The 18,703-nt window shown below is 31.1% G+C and carries 19 protein-coding genes; 8 read left to right on the forward strand and 11 right to left on the reverse strand.

The genetic code is table 11. The features are described from left to right. Window positions 1-18 precede the first annotated feature (18 nt). The 4 genes from DU428_RS05825 to DU428_RS05840 all read right to left on the reverse strand — a co-directional run bounded on the left by DU428_RS05825 (window position 19) and on the right by DU428_RS05840 (window position 2,854). On the reverse strand, window positions 19-546 hold the full coding sequence (locus DU428_RS05825; protein ID WP_113966171.1) for a nuclear transport factor 2 family protein: 528 nt from the start codon (window positions 544-546) through the stop codon (window positions 19-21). Between the two features lie 214 nt (window positions 547-760). Beyond that, on the reverse strand, window positions 761-1,309 hold the full coding sequence (locus DU428_RS05830) for an RsmD family RNA methyltransferase (RefSeq protein WP_072348970.1): 549 nt from the start codon (window positions 1,307-1,309) through the stop codon (window positions 761-763). After that, window positions 1,309-2,130: a DUF3822 family protein gene (locus DU428_RS05835; RefSeq protein ID WP_113966170.1), complete on the reverse strand. Its 822-nt coding sequence runs from the start codon at window positions 2,128-2,130 to the stop codon at window positions 1,309-1,311. The genes DU428_RS05830 and DU428_RS05835 overlap by 1 nt, the downstream gene beginning before the upstream one ends. Continuing rightward, on the reverse strand, window positions 2,114-2,854 hold the full coding sequence (locus tag DU428_RS05840) for a hypothetical protein (RefSeq protein WP_207802365.1): 741 nt from the start codon (window positions 2,852-2,854) through the stop codon (window positions 2,114-2,116). Before DU428_RS05840 ends, DU428_RS05835 begins: the two co-directional genes overlap by 17 nt. A gap of 121 nt (window positions 2,855-2,975) precedes the next feature. On the opposite strand from DU428_RS05840, the gene DU428_RS05845 reads away from it, so the two are divergent. The 6 genes from DU428_RS05845 (at window position 2,976) to DU428_RS05870 (ending at window position 8,297) form a co-directional block, all read left to right on the forward strand. Further along, window positions 2,976-4,403, forward strand: a complete 1,428-nt coding sequence (locus DU428_RS05845; protein WP_113966169.1) for an ATP-dependent DNA helicase — start codon at window positions 2,976-2,978, stop codon at window positions 4,401-4,403. A gap of 19 nt (window positions 4,404-4,422) precedes the next feature. Continuing rightward, window positions 4,423-4,989: a DUF4126 domain-containing protein gene (locus DU428_RS05850; protein ID WP_072348976.1), complete on the forward strand. Its 567-nt coding sequence runs from the start codon at window positions 4,423-4,425 to the stop codon at window positions 4,987-4,989. A 47-nt stretch (window positions 4,990-5,036) separates the two neighbouring features. Continuing rightward, window positions 5,037-5,765, forward strand: a complete 729-nt coding sequence (gene kdsB, locus DU428_RS05855; RefSeq protein ID WP_072348978.1) for a 3-deoxy-manno-octulosonate cytidylyltransferase — start codon at window positions 5,037-5,039, stop codon at window positions 5,763-5,765. A 26-nt stretch (window positions 5,766-5,791) separates the two neighbouring features. Further along, the gene (locus tag DU428_RS05860; protein WP_072348981.1) at window positions 5,792-6,508 is read left to right on the forward strand and encodes an HAD family hydrolase; all 717 of its coding nucleotides are present in this window, start codon (window positions 5,792-5,794) and stop codon (window positions 6,506-6,508) included. A gap of 141 nt (window positions 6,509-6,649) precedes the next feature. Next, window positions 6,650-7,732, forward strand: a complete 1,083-nt coding sequence (locus DU428_RS05865) for an iron-containing alcohol dehydrogenase family protein (RefSeq protein ID WP_072348983.1) — start codon at window positions 6,650-6,652, stop codon at window positions 7,730-7,732. 4 nt (window positions 7,733-7,736) lie between these two features. After that, window positions 7,737-8,297 (forward strand): 1-acyl-sn-glycerol-3-phosphate acyltransferase, encoded by a 561-nt coding sequence (locus DU428_RS05870; protein WP_072349501.1) that lies wholly within the window; start codon window positions 7,737-7,739, stop codon window positions 8,295-8,297. A gap of 181 nt (window positions 8,298-8,478) precedes the next feature. On the opposite strand, the gene DU428_RS05875 is transcribed toward DU428_RS05870, so the two are convergent. The 6 genes from DU428_RS05875 to DU428_RS05900 form a co-directional block, all read right to left on the reverse strand. Beyond that, window positions 8,479-9,963 carry a carboxypeptidase-like regulatory domain-containing protein gene (locus tag DU428_RS05875; protein WP_113966168.1) on the reverse strand — a complete coding sequence of 495 codons (1,485 nt, stop codon included), beginning with the start codon at window positions 9,961-9,963 and terminating at the stop codon, window positions 8,479-8,481. A gap of 107 nt (window positions 9,964-10,070) precedes the next feature. Then, window positions 10,071-10,796: a YebC/PmpR family DNA-binding transcriptional regulator gene (locus tag DU428_RS05880; protein ID WP_072348988.1), complete on the reverse strand. Its 726-nt coding sequence runs from the start codon at window positions 10,794-10,796 to the stop codon at window positions 10,071-10,073. 151 nt (window positions 10,797-10,947) lie between these two features. After that, complete coding sequence (locus tag DU428_RS05885) at window positions 10,948-11,241, reverse strand: 4a-hydroxytetrahydrobiopterin dehydratase (protein WP_113966167.1); 294 nt, start codon at window positions 11,239-11,241, stop codon at window positions 10,948-10,950. 23 nt (window positions 11,242-11,264) lie between these two features. Further along, window positions 11,265-12,095, reverse strand: coding sequence for a sugar nucleotide-binding protein (locus tag DU428_RS05890; protein ID WP_113966166.1), 831 nt, complete (start codon window positions 12,093-12,095; stop codon window positions 11,265-11,267). Window positions 12,096-12,212: 117 nt separating this feature from the next. Beyond that, window positions 12,213-13,283 (reverse strand): glycine cleavage system aminomethyltransferase GcvT, encoded by a 1,071-nt coding sequence (gene gcvT / locus DU428_RS05895; RefSeq protein WP_113966165.1) that lies wholly within the window; start codon window positions 13,281-13,283, stop codon window positions 12,213-12,215. Window positions 13,284-13,442: 159 nt separating this feature from the next. Beyond that, window positions 13,443-14,243 (reverse strand): DUF1853 family protein, encoded by an 801-nt coding sequence (locus DU428_RS05900; protein WP_072348996.1) that lies wholly within the window; start codon window positions 14,241-14,243, stop codon window positions 13,443-13,445. 145 nt (window positions 14,244-14,388) lie between these two features. Here DU428_RS05900 and DU428_RS05905 point away from each other — a divergent pair, with 145 nt between their 5' ends. Then, complete coding sequence (locus DU428_RS05905) at window positions 14,389-15,942, forward strand: NAD(P)H-hydrate dehydratase (protein WP_113966164.1); 1,554 nt, start codon at window positions 14,389-14,391, stop codon at window positions 15,940-15,942. 70 nt (window positions 15,943-16,012) lie between these two features. Here the strand turns inward: DU428_RS05905 and DU428_RS05910 are convergent, their stop codons facing one another. Then, entirely contained in the window at window positions 16,013-17,041 is a 1,029-nt protein-coding gene (locus tag DU428_RS05910) for a TlpA family protein disulfide reductase (RefSeq protein ID WP_072349000.1), read from the reverse strand. 119 nt (window positions 17,042-17,160) lie between these two features. Here DU428_RS05910 and hutH point away from each other — a divergent pair, with 119 nt between their 5' ends. After that, window positions 17,161-18,687, forward strand: a complete 1,527-nt coding sequence (hutH, locus tag DU428_RS05915) for a histidine ammonia-lyase (RefSeq protein ID WP_072349003.1) — start codon at window positions 17,161-17,163, stop codon at window positions 18,685-18,687. Window positions 18,688-18,703: the final 16 nt, after the last annotated feature.

An 18,703-nucleotide genomic window follows, 5' to 3' on the forward strand; every position in this document is an offset into this window, starting at 1 on the left:
GTTTTTACTTTAAAAGTTTTAGTTTTTTGGTGGAATTACTTCATATCCTAGTTCTTTTGCTACTTCTAGATTGTCATAATAAATTCTGCTGGATATAATTTTATTATCTTTTATTCTAGCAGTTAATTGGTAAGGCATTTCAATAGTTTTTCCGTTTAGCATATAGCTATAGGTTCCCCATTGTGAAACCCAATCTCCTTTATGATTTCCTTTTATTACTCTAAATGTTTGTGATACAAATTCAACTTTTTCATTGGTTCGGTATTTATGTACTTTAGTCCAAGACTCTAAAGTTTCCTTTTTATTAATGGAATCGTTTATAGAAGGACCATACCCGATATATTTTTCATCTAGAAGTATTTCAACCGTTTCCATCTTATCATAAACTAAAGCGTTTACATAATCACTTAAGATTTTAATAGTAGCTTCTGGCTCTGGATTTTCTACAACAATTTCTTTGTAGTTTAAAGATTTTTCTTGGGCGTAGGTGAATAAGTTTACTAATAGAAAGCTTAGTAATAATACTGTTGTTTGTAAAGTTTTCATAATTTCATGTATTTAATTAATAGTTCATTAATCCATAATGAAGCATAGTTAATTAAAAACAAGATTATGTTTCTAATACATTCGTTTTGCAGAAAAAGGGTTTTCTAAGGGAGAAAACGGTTTTTAATTTCAACTAAGATAGTAAAAACTTAACTTTAGATGTGTTAAATATTGGCCAATTGATGTTTATGTAAGAAAGTGAATACAAAGTTTTTTATTCTTCTTCCGCTAGTTCAAAAAAGCTAAACATATTACCGCCATAACTTTTTGAGTAGGAGAAATTAGGTAAATGCGAAAGTTTTGTGTGTTTAGAATGTTCTATAATTAAAACACCTTCTTCTTCTAATAAGTTATTTTGAAATACAAGTTCTGGTATTTTAGAAAAATCTTCTAGAGGAAAATCATAAGGGGGATCTGCAAAAATAATAGTACTAGGTGTAGTAGTTTTTTCTAAAAAAGTAAACACATTGCTTTTAATGGTTTGTATTGGCATTTTAAAGCCTTCAGCGGTTTCGTTTATAAAACGGATGCAACCATAATCTGCATCTACACTTGTTATCTGTTTGGTGCCTCTTGAAGCAAACTCGTAACTTATATTTCCTGTTCCGCTAAATAAATCTAATACAGAAATCTCATCAAAATAGTAAAGATTATTAATGATGTTAAACAGGGCTTCTTTAGCCATATCTGTAGTTGGTCTTACTGGTAATTTCTTTGGTGCAGTAATTCTTCTTCCTTTATATGTTCCAGATATTATTCGCATTAAAAGCTATGTTTTAAAATATAATTATTGTGTTTTAGTTCTTTGGTATTTTCTATAAGATAGTTAGTGTTGGTTTTACCAAACTGTATATGTCTTATGTACTTATAAGCTATATTATAAAGTGAATCGTCTTCCTTTATGTTTCCTAATAATACAAGTTTTACTGTTTCAGGGTTTAGCTGTAGTTGTTCGGCAGTAAAAAGTATATAATATATAAAATCTTCTGCTGTATTATAGTTAAAGGTATTGTATAAAGTTAGTTTTCCTTGGTTGCTAACTATTATTTCAAAATGTGTATCACTTATATGAACATACATTTTTTTGTCCTCTGCATGCTTTTCTGCTTGTAAAATCTCTTCTATTAAAATAGTAGAGTAGTGCTTGTAGTTAAAGGTTCCAAACCTATCGTACAAATAGTTGTTTATATTTACGTAAGGTACGTAAATATTTATACTATCATTAATATGGATTTCATCTTGAGCTATAAAATCCGTTTGTAAAATTTTTGTGTTAAACTTTAAATAGTCGGCAATAGCATCTTCCTCAAATAAAGGTTTTGGTACTAGAGTAGAAAGTTCATTTACATAAATTACATGAATAGTTCGGAAGCTATCTAGAAGTGCTTCTTCGTTATTAAAAGCATCTTTTAAATGGTCTAAAGTATTAAAAGGTGTTTGCTTTTCAGAAAAGGGAATATGCTTTAAATAACAGATGCTATTAGCTTCTGTATTTAAAACACAAAAAGAAAGTCCATTCAAGCTTATTTGAATGGACAATTCTTTAATAGATAATATGTTTGTTTTATTATTCGCTGTCACCATAAGTTTTTGGCCAGTTTCCGCTAGTATTAACTTGATCTAAAGATCCAACTTTAATAGCGTTTCCGTTAACACCATCAACCGATACTACTTCGTTTTCTTGTGCTACTAAATCTTTGTCCTGATCAGCTAATATAACATTCTTTAAAATCTTTGCTTCAAATACTGGGATTTTAGGCTTTCCTTCTTCACCAATAAAACCAGATTTCATTTCAATTTTAGCACCTTCGATACTAGGGATTTCCATCATTGTTTTATATCTGTTAGATTTCTTAAATAAAGAATCTTTTACAGGAACTGTTCCTAAAGTATCAATAACAGTAATATCTTTAAAAGTTTCAACTCCACCGTAAAGTTTTGTTGCTTCTTCATCTAATACTGTTTCTACTCTACGTTGCGTAATAGTAAATTCTGCGGTATCAATAAATTTAATTAAGTTTTCAAAGTTTGGTGCAAAAGTACCAGTTACTTGTCTGTGTGCTAATTGAGAATCTCTAACATCAATCATTTTTTCAATTACAGCAGCATAACGTTTTTGTTTTACTTTGTTAAATTTAATAGGCTCATAGATAGAGTTGAAAGTTTGGTAACCTAAAAAAGCTATTAAAGCTATAAGGGCTATCATTAAAACAGGTCTTAATTTATTAGGTATAAACTTGTCAACAAGCCAAACCAAGCCAATAGTTAAAAGAATTACTGCAACTGCAATTAGTATTATATTCATAATATATTAATTAAATTTTATTAAAGGTCTTTCGCAAATCTACAATTTTTTTTTAATCGTTAAAACCAAAGAGCATAAAAATCATTACTATATTTGATGAAAAATTTCCAGACAGTCTAAATAAATGAATGCATCCAAATTTTATACCCTTATAAAACAACAGTTTCCGTTCCAAACAACGCCAAAACAGGATATTGTTTTATTGCAACTTTCTGAGTTTATTTTTTCAAAATCTCCAAATCAGCTTTATTTATTAAAAGGATATGCTGGAACAGGAAAAACAACCATAATTGGTACCATTGTTACGCATTTATGGCAAGCTAAAAAAAGCGCCGTACTTATGGCACCAACCGGTAGAGCGGCTAAAGTAATTTCTAATTACTCCAAGAAAGAAGCTTTTACTATTCATAAAAAAATATATTTCCCAAAGAAGGAAAAGGGTGGAGGAGTAAAATTTGTTTTACAGCCTAATAAGCATAAAAACACTATTTTTATCGTGGATGAGGCTTCCATGATATCTGATACACCTGGAGAATCTAAGTTTTTTGAAAACGGATCTTTGTTAGATGATCTTATGCAATATGTGTATTCTGGTCACCAATGTAAACTATTATTAATTGGAGATACGGCTCAATTACCGCCAGTTAAGTTAGATTTAAGTCCGGCCCTAGATGAAAACACCTTGAGTTTGAGTTTTAATAAGGATGTTATTAAAATGGAGCTAGATGAAGTAGTTCGTCAAAATCAAGATTCCGGAATCTTAGAAAACGCAACGATTCTTCGAGAAACATTAACAAGTGCTTTTTTAGATACTTTTAAATTCAATTTGAAAAGCTTTACAGATATCATCCGACTAGTTGACGGCTATGAAATTATGGATGCTATAAACGACTCCTACAGTAATTTAGGAAACGAAGAAACCACCATAATTGTTAGAAGTAATAAACGAGCAAATCTGTATAACCAACAAATAAGACAACGTATTCTATTTAATGAAAACGAAATATCTGCGGGAGATTATTTAATGGTTGTTAAGAATAATTACTTTTGGATTAAACCAACTACCGAAGCTGGTTTTATTGCAAATGGAGATATTATTGAGGTTTTAGAAATATTTTCTATTCAGGAGTTATATGGTTTTCGCTTCGCGGAAGTTAAAATACGCATGGTAGATTACCCTAGAATGAAACCATTTGAAACCGTTTTACTTTTAGATACTATTTCAGCTGAAACTCCTTCCTTAGCTTATGAAGATTCTAATAAACTCTATCAAGAAGTTCAAAAGGATTATGAAGATGAAACTAGTAACTATAAGAAGTTTATAAAAATAAAAGGAAACAAACACTTTAATGCGCTTCAAGTAAAATTTTCTTATGCTATAACTTGTCATAAATCACAAGGTGGACAATGGAATACCGTTTTTGTAGAGCAACCTTATTTACCAAACGGAATAGATAGAGATTATCTGCGTTGGTTATATACAGCAGTTACAAGAGCTAAAGAAAAATTGTATCTTATTGGTTTTAAAGAGGAGTTTTTTGAAGAAATATAAGTTTAAAACAATTTGTTAAATGACAACAGAAGCTATTTTAAGTATATTTTTAGGTGTGGGTTTAGCTGCATCTGTTGGTTTTAGAGTATTTGTACCATTATTTGCTTTAAGTCTAGCATCCTATTTTAATGTTTGGGAACTTAATGAGTCTTGGCAATGGGTTGGTAGTTTAACAGCTGTTATAACCCTTGGCGTTGCAACTATTGTAGAAATATTTGCATATTATATCCCGTTAGTAGATAATCTTTTAGATTCTATTGCAGTGCCATTAGCCGCCATTGCAGGAACCGCTGTGATGGTTTCTACTGTTGCCGATTTAAGTCCGGTAATCACATGGGCTTTAGCCATTATAGCAGGAGGAGGGACGGCTGCTGCAATTGCAGGAACATCTAGCGTAGCTCGTGTTGCTTCCACTACAACAACAGGAGGCTTAGGTAACCCTATAGTTTCTACAGCAGAAACAGGAACCTCTATAGTAATGGCAGGAATATCTTTGTTTGTCCCTGTATTAGGCTTTATTTTAGTAATATTTTTGTTGTTTATAATATTTAGACTTTATAAAAAGTTTAAAACTACTAAGGCTTAAAATCCTTTTTAAAGTTATATTTTTGTTATTCTAGTATAATATTTAATATGAAAATAATCTCCATGATTCCGGCACGATATAGTGCTTCTCGTTTTCCAGGTAAGCTGATGCAAGACCTAAATGGCAAAACAGTAATTCTTCGAACTTATGAAGCTACAAAAGCAACAAATCTTTTTGATGATGTTTTTGTTGTAACAGATAGTGAAATCATTTTTAATGAAATAACAAGCCATGGAGGAAAAGCAATAATGAGCATCAAAGAACACGAATGCGGAAGTGATAGAATTGCCGAAGCTGTTGAAAACTTAGATGTAGATATTGTTGTAAACGTACAAGGAGATGAACCTTTTACCGAAGTTGCTTCACTTAAAAAACTGATTGAAGTTTTTAAAGACGATGCTGATAAACAAATAGATTTAGCTTCATTAATGGTTCATATTACAGAGGAAGAAGAAATAAAAAACCCCAATACGGTTAAGGTTATTGTAGATCAAAACAACTTTGCACTGTATTTTTCTAGAAGTCCAATTCCGTTTCCTAGAGCAACAGATGTTGGTGTGAAATACTTTAAACACAAAGGTGTTTATGCGTTTAGAAAAGAAGCATTACTAGACTTTTACAGATTGCCAATGCTACCATTAGAAGCTTCAGAGAAAATAGAATGTATCCGTTATTTAGAATACGGAAAGCGAATTAAAATGGTAGAAACAAATGTGCAAGGAGTTGAAATTGATACTCCAGAAGATTTAGAAAAAGCTAAAAAACTCTGGAAATAACCCCTTTTTAACCGAAACTTAGACTATTGAATAAAGAATACCAACATATTAAAGTCATTGGATTTGATGCAGATGATACGCTTTGGATTAACGAAACCTATTTTAGAGAAGCAGAAGAGAAATTTGCAAAAATTTTAGGAGCTTTTGAAACAACCAACAAGGTAGATCAAGAACTTTTTAAAGCACAAATAAGTAACTTACCATTATATGGCTACGGCATCAAGGGTTTTATTTTATCTATGGTCGAAATTGCTTTAGAACTATCCAATTATACACTTTCTAATAAAGCTATAGAGCAGATTCTGAATATAGGAAAAGATATGCTTAATAAACCAGTAGAGTTATTAGATGGCGTAGAAGAAACTCTAGAAAAATTATCCAATAAATATAAATTAATAGTTGCCACAAAAGGCGATTTATTAGATCAAGAACGAAAGTTAGAAAAATCTGGTTTACTAGATTATTTTCATCATATTGAAGTGCTAAGTGATAAAAAAGAAGAGAATTATTCGAAACTTTTAAATCGTTTAGACATTAAACCTTCTGAATTTTTAATGATAGGAAATTCTATGAAATCCGATATCCTTCCTTTGGTTAATATTAAAGCAAATGCCATTCATATTCCATTTCATACCACTTGGGCACACGAACAAGTAAGCGAAAGAGAAACGAATGGAAAAACCTATAGAACCTTAAAAAGTTTGAAGGAGCTTCCTGATTTACTAGAAAAAAATGGAGGTTGATATAGTTGAAATTTTCACGAACAGAACCTTAAAATGATAACTTCAAATACATAGAAAATCATATTTAGGTTTATTTTCAGAAATATTTCAGAAAAGATTAAATAAGTAATAACTTTACAAATAAAGACTAAAAAGAAGTCTATGAGCTATAAAAATTATCCAATGGTATCTAGAGTCGTTTTTGGACGAGGAAGTTTCAATCAACTGAATGAAATTTTATCACCCAAAAGGTTAAACACAAAAGCTCCGTTTATATTTTTAGTTGATGATGTATTTAAAGGAAACGCTTGGTTAACATCTAGAATTCCTTTGTCTTATGAAGATAAACTATTATACATTTCTGCAGCAGAAGAACCTAAAACATCGCAAGTTGATGCACTTGTAGAAGAAATAATACTTACCCATAAAGAAAGACCTTCTGGAATTATTGGTATTGGAGGAGGGACCCTATTAGACTTAGCAAAAGCTGTATCTATCATGCTTACCAATAAAGGAGAGTCTAAAGATTATCAAGGTTGGGATTTGGTGAAAAATCCAGCAATTTATCACGTAGGTATTCCTACTATCTCAGGAACTGGTGCAGAGGTTTCAAGAACCACCATACTTACAGGACCACAAAGAAAACTTGGAATTAATAGCGATCACACGCCTTTTGATCAAGTTATTTTGGATCCAGAATTAACACAAGGTGTACCAAAAGACCAGTGGTTTTATACTGGTATGGATTGTTATGTACATTGTATTGAATCTTTAAACGGAACGTATTTAAATGCTTTTAGTCAAAGTTATGGTGAAAAAGCTTTAGCACTTTGTAAAGAAATTTTTCTTGAAGGAAGTTTAGACGTACAAGAATCTGCAGATAAATTAATGATGGCTTCCTGGCACGGAGGAATGAGCATTGCTTATTCACAAGTTGGTGTTGCACATGCTATGAGTTACGGACTTAGTTATTTATTAGGAGTAAAACACGGAGTAGGTAATTGTATTGTTTTTGAACATTTAGAAGAATATTACCCTGAAGGTGTTGCCATGTATAAGGCAATGCGTGAAAAACATAATATTAGTATACCACAAAATATTTGTGCTAATTTAACAGACAAAGAATTTGATATTATGATAGATGTTTCTTTGAGTTTAGAACCGCTCTGGGAAAACGCTATCGGTAAAAATTGGAAGAATATCATTACAAGACAAAAGCTAAAAGAACTTTATCAAAAGATGTAATATGATGCATTGGTTAGCAAAATTTATTTACTTTAAAATATTAGGATGGAAAATGGTAGGTAATACTACTTTTTCTAAAGATACCATTAAGAAAGCGGTATTTATTGCAGTGCCTCATACTAGTTGGCATGATTTCTATATAGGTGTTTTATTACGAAAAACAGTTAATATAAAAACTAACTTTGTAGGTAAAAAGGAGTTATTTAAATGGCCATTTGGTTGGTATTTTAGATCTGTTGGAGGAAGAGCCTTAGACAGAACTCCTGGGCAAAATAAAGTAGAAGCAATTGCTAAATTGTTTGATGAAAATGAAGAGTTTAGATTAACATTGGCTCCAGAAGGAACAAGAAAAAAGGTTAGCGAATGGAAAACAGGTTTTTATTATATAGCTAAAAAAGCAAATGTTCCTATTATCATGTTTACCATGGACTTTGAAAATAAACAAAATAAAATATCAGAACCTTTTTACCCTACTGATGATATGGAAGCAGATTTCGCTTTCATGCATAACTTTTACAAAGGAGTGAAAGGAAAAGTTCCAGAAAAATCTTTTGATGTTGAGTAGCTTTAATCAGTTTTTAATGCTTTAGAACCTTTTAGAATATTCTAATTTGCTTCATTAATTTTAAGGTGTACGAGTAATTAAACGAATTATATTTCATTTATATTTCCTTTAGAGGATTTGATTCTATTCACTAATATCTTCAAAATACAACTTTTGCCTAATAGATGTTTAGAGTATATAATTACTCCGTTTCTACTTTGAAGTTTTTCATTTCGTTTAATGGTTCAATTACGTTGTAGTCAGACCAAATAGAAGCATCAAAGGATTTTCTCTTTTCATATTCTATTCTAGTTTCTTCTGTAAAACTTTCATAATCACTAGCAGATAAATCACTTCTTGACAAAATAAGAAGTTCGGATTTTCCCTTAAAAGTTCCTTCCATTTTAAAATTGAAAGCAACCTTATTGCGGCTGTTATCCATTTCAATAAATTTAATAGGTCTGTTTATATAAAAATACCTGTCTGTTTGGTTGTTTATATAACTAGGATAATAGTAGTTATCTGCATCTTTTTTATAAACCACAATGCCTTTTTGATTCTTTTCAACGTATTTTATTCCTAACAACAATTTTAAGTTTAATTTTTCACCAACTCTACCCTTATAAAAACTATAATCAGTTCTAATAACAGCAAAAGTATCGTTGGAAATATATAAAGTACCAGTGTACAAGGCAGCAGATCTACTTGGTTTAAAACTTATGATATAAACCATTTCGTTACCTAAAAAAGTGACGTCTTTTATTTCATACTCATAGTTGCTAGTATTGGTAACAAAGTCTAATTGAGATTTATCATTTATAAAACTACTGTTTTTTATTAGTTTGAATGTTTCGTTTTTTGCAAGGCGAAGTGTATTAACTGTATCTTGCTTTTTTTGTCTATCCTCTCTATTCATAGAAATAGAATCACCTACTTTAAACAAGCCAGACTTAATAGTGTAGAACTTATCTTTATCAAGGTGTTTCATTACTATTTCTTGACCACGGTCAGAAATACTTTCTATAGATTGATCATTTCGTTCATCAAGAAGACTTACAGCTTTTTCAACTTCTAGTTTTGCTTTTTCTTTATTTAAAATCTTTAGATACCCAATAAAATCGGTATACTGTTTGGATTTATTTTTTAGTAGAGACCTTTCTAACTTATCAAAATCATTGTTAAAAGCTTCTAATTGTTTCCTTTTAAAATTGCTAGATTTTTTTATCTCAAAATCTGCATTATCACCAATTACATATTCCGTTTTTCTACTAAATATTTTATATTCATCTAGCTCTAGTTTGTAATTGTTTTTCAGATTTTTATTTACATAAATCATGATAGAATCTACGGAAAGAGATTCGTGATTTAAAACAACTTCGGAGAGTTCATTAATTTTTTCGTTTAAAACATATTCTTTTGAAGTGAAGTCTTTGAGAAGCATCTCATTTTTTTCAAAACCCAAACAGGAAATACTAACAGAATCTGTTTCTGTAAAACCTTTTGTATCTATTGAAAAATTTCCTTCCTCGTTAGAAATCACTCCGTAATTACTTCCAATTTGTATGGTAGCAAAAGGTATTTCTTCATTGTTTGTAGATATTACTTTACCGGAAACCGTTTGAGCTTGCATTAAATGCATACTTAATAAACTAGTTGCAAAAGCTAATAAAATAGATTTACTTTTCATAAGGTGGTTTTATTATACAACGATTAATAAACTTAAATGTAACAAAACAAGCCTAAACTTTCGTTTTAGGCTTTTCAGTTTGTTTGGGTTGAATCCCGATAAATATTTTACTCTTCGTCTGTAGACTCTTCCATTGTGTGATATACGTTTTGTACATCATCATTTTCTTCTAGTTTTTCAAGAAGTTTTTCTACATCTGCAGCTTGTTCTGGAGTAAGCTTTTTGGTTACTTGAGGAATACGTTCAAATCCTGATGATAGTATTTCAATACCGCGACGTTCTAATTCTGCTTGAATAGCACCAAAGCTTTCAAAAGGTGCATAGATTAAAATTCCGTCATCATCTATAAATACCTCTTCAGCACCAAAATCAATAAGTTCTAATTCTAATTCTTCAGGGTCTAATCCTTCTGCATTTACTCTAAAGTTACAAGTATGATCAAACATAAAAACTACAGATCCTGAAGTTCCTAAGCTACCATCACATTTGTTAAAATAACTTCTTACATCGGCAACAGTACGTGTATTATTATCTGTAGCAGTTTCTACAAGAACAGCAATTCCGTGAGGAGCATATCCTTCAAAAACTACTTCTTTATAGTCTCCTTGACTTTTATCACTTGCTCTTTTAATGGCTCTTTCAATATTGTCTTTAGGCATGTTTACTGCCTTAGCATTTTGAATTACTGCTCTTAAACGCGAGTTTGTATCGGGATCAGGACCACCTTCTTTTACAGCCATTACAATGTCTTTACCAATACGAGTAAATGCTTTACTCATGGCAGACCAACGTTTCATTTTACGTGCTTTACGAAATTCAAAAGCTCTTCCCATTAAAGTTTAAGTTTTTAGCTTGCAGCTAGGTGCAAACAGGTTAATAATTAGTTCTTGTGACAAATATAAAAATAAGTAGTGCAAACTACAACAGTTTTCTGCTATCTAAATACAGGTTTTTTAACATGAACCCAACAAGGAAATAGTGTTGTTATTCGTCTTCTGGAATTACAATTGCATCAATAGCTTCTGCTAGTTTAAAATCTTTTTTTGTTACACCGTTTACATCGTGTGTAGAAAGTGAAATTTTTAAAACATTATACAGATTACTCCAGTCGGGATGATGGTTTTGTGCTTCACATTCAAAGGCTATTCGGCTCATCGCACTAAAGCAATCTTTAAAATTATCGAATTCAAATTCTGCATGAATAGCATCGTCTTCAAAATACCAATCAGGAAATTGTAATATTCTTTTTTCTATGTCTAATTCTGTAAGTTTTTCCATGTTTTTTTATTTTAATTAATAATCTATAAAATACTCATTTTTATGACATTTTTACTTTGAATTTGCAAGTTATTTGGTAGCATATTGTTTTTTGGTAGAACAGCTAAATATCTGTCGTCATTTGTAGTGTACACTTGTTTGTAGATTGGTTTATATGAAATTATAGAATCGACTATACTTTTTATAAATTCATCATGGTGAATTAAATCTGTACTCCCCAAATGAAAAATACCAGTTTTATCTCTATTAATGATATAATGTACTTGTTGTGATAGTTTATAATCTGTAGTTACATTAATTATTAAGTTTGGAAACACTTCAATAGGTGATTTTTCATGTAGCAATGTTTTTATTTCTTCTATTCTAGGAGAGCCAGCTCCAAAAACCATAGGTAGTCTTAAGATAGCCCATTTTCTTCTAGGTAAACGCATGAGCATATTTTCAATTTTAATCTTAAAGTGTCCGTAAACACTTTGACTGAAGGTTTTGTCATACTCATAGCTCGGATAGTTTTTATAAGCATCAAAAACATTTGCCGAAGACAAGAAAAGAATTTTGCAGTTATACTGACTAAGATATTCGGCTATATGTAGATGCGCAATATACTGCGTTGCAAAATTACCGCGAAGCGCTGAAATAATAATAGTAGGTTTCGTTATTTCTAGTATTTCTACAATATCATCTTCTTCATGGTTATAGTGAAAAAACTGCTTATTATTATCTAAAGCTTTGGTGGGAGTAGCGTAAGTACCAAAAACCCTAAAGTATGCGTAAAGCTCTTTGTAAATAGCATTTCCTATAAAACCATTTACTCCGAGTATTAAAATTTTATGCTTGTTTATTATCTCCTTCATTCCTTCAAATCCTCAATATTTGCAATCTATTAAATTAATAAAAGTTACTAAGTATGTATCCTTATACGGATATTAACCTAGTAACTTTTACTTTATTGTAGTTATATAAAATAACTTTTATCCTTTATAGAAAGGTAATTTTACAACCGTTGCAGGTACTGCTTTCTTTCTGATTTGAATGTGAATTTTACTATCAACATCAGAAAATACTACAGGTACATACCCTAAACCGATTCCTTTTCCTAACATAGGACTCATTGTTCCAGAGGTTACTTCCCCAATCTTTTTTCCTTGTCCGTCAACAATATCATAACCTTGACGAGGAATTCCTCTTTCATCTAGTTCAAAAGCAATTAACTTACGTTCTACACCGCGACGTTTTTCATCTTCTAAAGCTTCAGAATTTGTGAATTTTTTAGTGAATTTAGTTACCCATCCTAAGCCAGCTTCAAAAGGTGAAGTAGTATCATCTATATCATTTCCGTAAAGGCAATATCCCATTTCTAATCGTAAAGTATCTCTTGCTGCAAGTCCGATAGGTTTTGCTCCAGCTTCAACAACTTTATCCCAAATTTGCTTTACTTCATCGTTTTTGCAATAAATTTCAAATCCGCCACTTCCTGTATACCCAGTTGCTGAAATAATTACATTTTCAATTCCTGCAAAATCTCCAACTACAAAATTGTAAAATTTGATAGCTGCTAAATCATGGCTAGAAAGATCTTGCATAGATTCAACTGCTTTTGGGCCTTGAATTGCTAGTAACGAATAGTCTTCACTTAAATCACGTATCGTAGCGCCAACATCATTTCTATCTTTAATCCAGTTCCAATCTTTTTCTATATTACTTGCATTTACAACAAGCAAATACTGGTCTTCTTTTAATTTGTAAATAATTAAATCATCTACAATTCCACCATCTTCATTAGGTAAGTAGCTGTATTGCGCTTTTCCAACAGTAAGTTTGCTAGCATCGTTGCTACATACTTTTTGAATTAAGTCTAAAGCATGAGGACCTTCAATCAAAAACTCTCCCATGTGGCTAACATCAAAAACACCAACGCTTTTACGTACAGTTTCGTGTTCTATATTTACACCGTCGTACTGAACAGGCATGTTAAAACCTGCAAAAGGAACCATTTTTGCTCCTAAAGCTTCGTGAGTAGATGTTAAAGCAGTATTTTTCATATCAAATTGTTTTTTGTTTTTTAGATTGTCTTCTATTATGAAGACACTAAAGATTATGTTGCAACACAAAAGTATTGAAAAATATTGAGTTGGATTAAGAATAAAATTATTAAAAAAGGAAAAATTATTTCTTAAACGAAAGTTATTTAGAAATAAAGATTACCACCAAACAACGAAGCATTTTTGAGTTTTTCCGTTCGGGGATTTTAACCAACACATAGGAGATAGACTTTTGCTTAAAAGAGATGATAATTCTTCTGAAAAAGCATCAAAATTTAGCCAGTTAACTTGAGGATTCACTTCAGAAAGCCAATCTATTTTTTTAGGTATATAAAACTTACAATCTTTAAATTTCTGAAGTTCTTGTTGGTTTATATAGAAGCCTTTAATACAAGATTTATTTATGATTTTAAATTCCTGATTTTGTTTGTTTAGTGGGATAAATAATTGTGCTTTAAAATTAACTTTTTGTTGGATTTTAGTTACATCTAAGTCCAGACTTTGAAGCAGTGGTTTGGTTAAAGGGTGATAAAGTAATGGTAACTGTTTTTCTTTTAACTTGTTAAGCTTTTGGTTTAAACTATCTTTTCTGTTAGGACCAATCCAATGGTCTATTTCGGTAGTGCCTACAGTTGCATCATACAAATAAAACTTATAGATAACCTCTAGATGTATTGGTGATTTTTTCTGTTTAAGTAAACAATCTAGTTCCCCTTTAGTGATTTTTCTGTCTTGTATCTGAATGTTTTCAGCAAGAATAGAAGTGTCTTTATCATGTTCTAATTGATGAGAAACAAAGCGTTCAACCAATTTGCCAAGTCTAAGTCTTTGTTCTAAAGAATTATGAAATTGAAAATCTTTACTAGATATTTCAAGTTGGTCTAGTCCAAAATCTGAAGCATTTTCCCAAAGATTTGGTGTGTTTATAAAGCCTAGATATGGATTCCTTAAGTTGGTCATTAATAAATGAAGTTTACGATAAATCAATAACAATTAGTATAGAAAAGAATGAAGAAAAGCAGATTTACTAATACTTTTATTTACAGAATTTCTTTGCTTCAAGAAAAGTATTACTTTTACTTCAATTAAAAAAATAAGAAGACAGGTGAAAATATTTTCAAAAGAACAAATCTACGAAGGAGATAGTTTAACAGCCCAAAAGCAGAACATTACTTCTACAGAATTAATGGAACGCGCAGCTACCCGAATTTTCGATTGGATGCATTTACGCATGCAAGGTGCACAAGTGCCTATTCATGTTTTTTGTGGTATTGGTAATAATGGTGGAGACGGGTTGGTTTTGGCAAGGCATTTAATTACACATGGCTATAATGTACACGTGTATATTATTAATTATAGTGATACCCGTTCTAAGGACTTTTTATTGAACTATGACAGAATAAAAAATGTTACTAAAAAATGGCCTTTATTAATGACCAACGCAAAGGAATTGCCGGTTATTAATCCTGATGATATCATTGTAGATGCCATTTTCGGAATTGGTTTAAATAGACCTATTGATGATTGGGTTAAAGTTTTATTTCAGCACCTTAGAGCATCCAAAGCATTTACTCTTTCAATTGATATTCCTTCCGGTTTATTCACCGATAAGCTTCATGCAGATGATAATGAAGTGATTTGGGCAAATTATACCTTAAGTTTTCAAACGCCTAAATTATTATTCTTCTTACCGGAAACAGCTAAATTTACTACCCAGTGGGAAGTTTTAGATATAGGTATAGATCCGGAATATTTATATAATACACAGACAACTTATGAGTTAGTAGGTAAAATGGAAATGCTTCCATTATACAGACCTCGTGAGAAATTTTCAAACAAAGGAACCTACGGGCATGCGCTAATTATAGGAGGAAGCTTCGGAAAAATAGGGTCTATAACTTTAGCTAGCAGATCGGCATTATCTGCTGGAGCAGGTTTAGTTACTTCTTATGTACCTAAGTGCGGCTATCAAATATTACAAACTTCGTTTCCGGAAGCTATGGTAATAACAGATAAAGAAGAAGAAATTATTTCTAATATTCAGTTTGATATAGAACCTAGTGTCATTGCATTTGGTGTAGGAGTGGGTACAGCTCATAAAACAATAGATGCTTTTGAATCTTTCTTAAAAACGAATAAAACTCCTTTAGTAATTGATGCAGACGGATTAAATATTCTTTCTAAAAAGAAAAGCTTATTAAAATTACTTCCAAAACAAACTATTTTAACTCCACATCCTAAAGAATTAGAAAGGTTAATAGGAACCTGGAAAGATGATTTTGATAAATTAGAAAAAACAAAAGCTTTATCTAAAAAACACGATTTAATCATAGTTATTAAAGGCGCAAATACCATTACGATATATCAAGATAAAGGATATGTAAACACTACAGGTAATCCAGGTCTAGCTACTGCAGGAACCGGAGATGTTCTTACAGGAGTAATCACTGGATTAGCAGCACAAGGATACGAACCAATTGTGGCTACACTTTTCGGGATATATTTACATGGAAAAGCTGCAGATATTGCTGTGGAAGATTTAGGATATCAAAGTTTAATTGCAAGTCACGTTATTGAAGCTTTAGGAGAAGCCTATATAGACTTGTTTAAACAACCGGAAGCTCCTCAAGTAGAAGAGGAGGAGACTGAGAAAAAGTAAAAATAAGAGAAAGTATAATCCATAAAAAAACCACTCTAAATTAGAGTGGTTTTTTATTTAGAATTCCGAATTATAATAACTCGTTAAGTACTTCTTTTATTTTCTTGCTAGATGGTCTAGGAGCATCTGGACTAACAATTTTTCCGTCAGGATCTACTAAGATAAATCTAGGAATCCCGTTAATTTTATAATCTCTAATAAATTGAGAGTTCCATCCTTTAGGAGCAAATAATTGAATTCCAACTAGGTTTTCATCAGCTACCATAGCTCTCCAGTTTTCATTTGCTTTTTCCCAAGAACCTTTATGTGCTTTATCATCATCAATAGAGATACTTAAAAACTGAATGTTCTTGTCTTTGTACTCTTCCTCTAATTCTTTAATTGCAGGAATTTCAACTTTACATGGTCCACACCAAGTAGCCCAAATATCTATATATGTGTATTTTCCTTTTAAATCTTCTAAAGAAGTTGTTCCTCCTGCATAGTTTTCATAATCTACAAAAGTAGGAGATTCTGTTCCTGCAGGTAATTCTGCTTTTAAAGCAATTTTCTGATCAATATATCTTTTATAGGATCCTAGCATTGGCTCTAAACTCTTATTTGCAGAGTTTACTACGGTTGTATCTATGTTTTTATTACTGTTATAGAATTCGCTTAATTCAGATTTAATATCATTAAAAGCTTTTTCAACACTTGCAGAGTCTAAATCTCCTAATTTATCTAAATCTAAAAGTTTCTCTTCAAGTAAAGCTTTTTCAGCGATAAAATTACTGTGTTCTGCTCCAACACCTGTGTATTTCGCAGTTTCATCAAAAAGTTTGGTATCAATAGTCATTTGTAAATCAAAACCATTCTTTAAGAATACGTTGGTGCTTTCGCTTCCATCATAAAGATTGTAAACTCCTGGTTCAACCTTTAAAGTATCTTTAAAAGTTCCGTCTTCGTTTACTTTTATAGTTTTAGAATATGTTCTAGTTCTAACCACTAGAGAATCACTGTTTTTATTTGAAATAGTCCCTGAGAAAGTTACGTAGTCTTTAGGTTCTTCTTTACAAGCAACTATGCTCAAAGCACATAATGCTATTATAGTTTTTTTCATTTTTTTATATTTATGTTTTTTCAAAAATAGACAAAAAATGAATTTATGAATAATTTATTAAGGATAAAAGTTGCACAACTTAATAGGATTGATGATTTTTGAAACTCATAAATAATATCATGAGCGAATTTCATCATATATCTTCAGAAAAATTAGACATTGTAACGATTTACAATATTTTTAAAGACAAGAAAAAACTTAAATTGTCTTATGAAGCAATTCAAAGAATAACGAATTGTAAAGAATATTTAGACAATAAACTAAAAGAAGCAGAAAAGCCTTTTTACGGAATTAACACCGGATTTGGTTCTCTTTATAATGTAGAGATTTCTAAGAAAGACTTAACGAAGTTACAAGAAAACTTAGTAATGTCTCATGCTTGCGGAACCGGAGATAGAGTTCCAGAGAATATTGTAAAAGTGATGTTGCTTTTAAAAATTCAATCTTTAAGCTACGGACATAGTGGCGTGCAGTTAGAAACTGTAAATAGGTTGATAGACTTTTTTAATAATGATATTTTTCCGTTTGTTTATACACAAGGTTCTCTTGGAGCATCGGGAGATTTAGCTCCTTTAGCACATTTAGCTTTACCCTTAATAGGAAAAGGAAAAGTTGTTCATAATAAGGTTGAATATACAGCAGAAGAAATATTAGAAAAATTTGATTGGAAGCCAATTCAATTAGAAGCAAAAGAAGGATTAGCACTTTTAAACGGAACACAATTTATGAGTTCGTATGGTGTGTATCTTTTAATGATGTCGCATAAAACTTCTTATTTAGCAGATCTTATTGCTAGTATTTCATTAGATGCTTTTGATGGTAGAATCGAACCATTTCATGATTTAGTACATCAGGTTCGTCCGCATTTAGGACAATTAAAGGTTGCAAGACGTTTTAATGAATTCCTAAAAGGAAGTGAATTAATTACAAGAGAAAAACAACACGTTCAAGATCCATATTCTTTTAGATGTATTCCACAGGTACATGGAGCGACAAAAGACACTTTAGATTTTGTTGAAAAAGTTATAGTTACTGAAATAAATTCGGTTACAGATAATCCTAATATTTTCCACGAAGAAGATTTAATTATCTCTGGTGGAAACTTCCACGGTCAACCACTAGCTTTAGCATTAGATTATTTAAAAATTGCTATGGCAGAAATTGGAAATATTTCGGAAAGAAGAACCTTCCAATTAGTTTCTGGTTTACGTGGTTTACCAGCATTCCTAGTAGATAACCCAGGATTAAATTCTGGTTTTATGATTCCGCAATATACAGCTGCAAGTATTGTTAGTGCCAACAAACAATTAGCTACTCCAGCAAGTATAGACAGTATTGTATCTAGTAACGGACAAGAAGATCACGTAAGTATGGGAGCAAATGCAGCAACTCAAGCTTATTCTTTAATAAGAAATGTAGAACGTGTTATCGCAATTGAATTAATGAATGCTAGTCAGGCAATAGCTTTTAGAAACCCTTCAAAAACCTCTCCTTTCTTAGAGTCTTTCTTAGAGCAATACAGAAAAGAAGTTTCTTTTGTAGAAAAAGACAGAGTTTTACACGATGATATAGAAGCATCTATTGATTTCTTAAGTAAAGTAGATATTGAAGTAGAAGAATTATTTTTAAATAATTACGGAATTTAGATTTTCTAAAAACAAG

The sequence above is a fragment of the Oceanihabitans sediminis genome, assembly GCF_003337215.1.
GTDB classification, from domain to species: Bacteria; Bacteroidota; Bacteroidia; order Flavobacteriales; family Flavobacteriaceae; genus Oceanihabitans; species Oceanihabitans sediminis.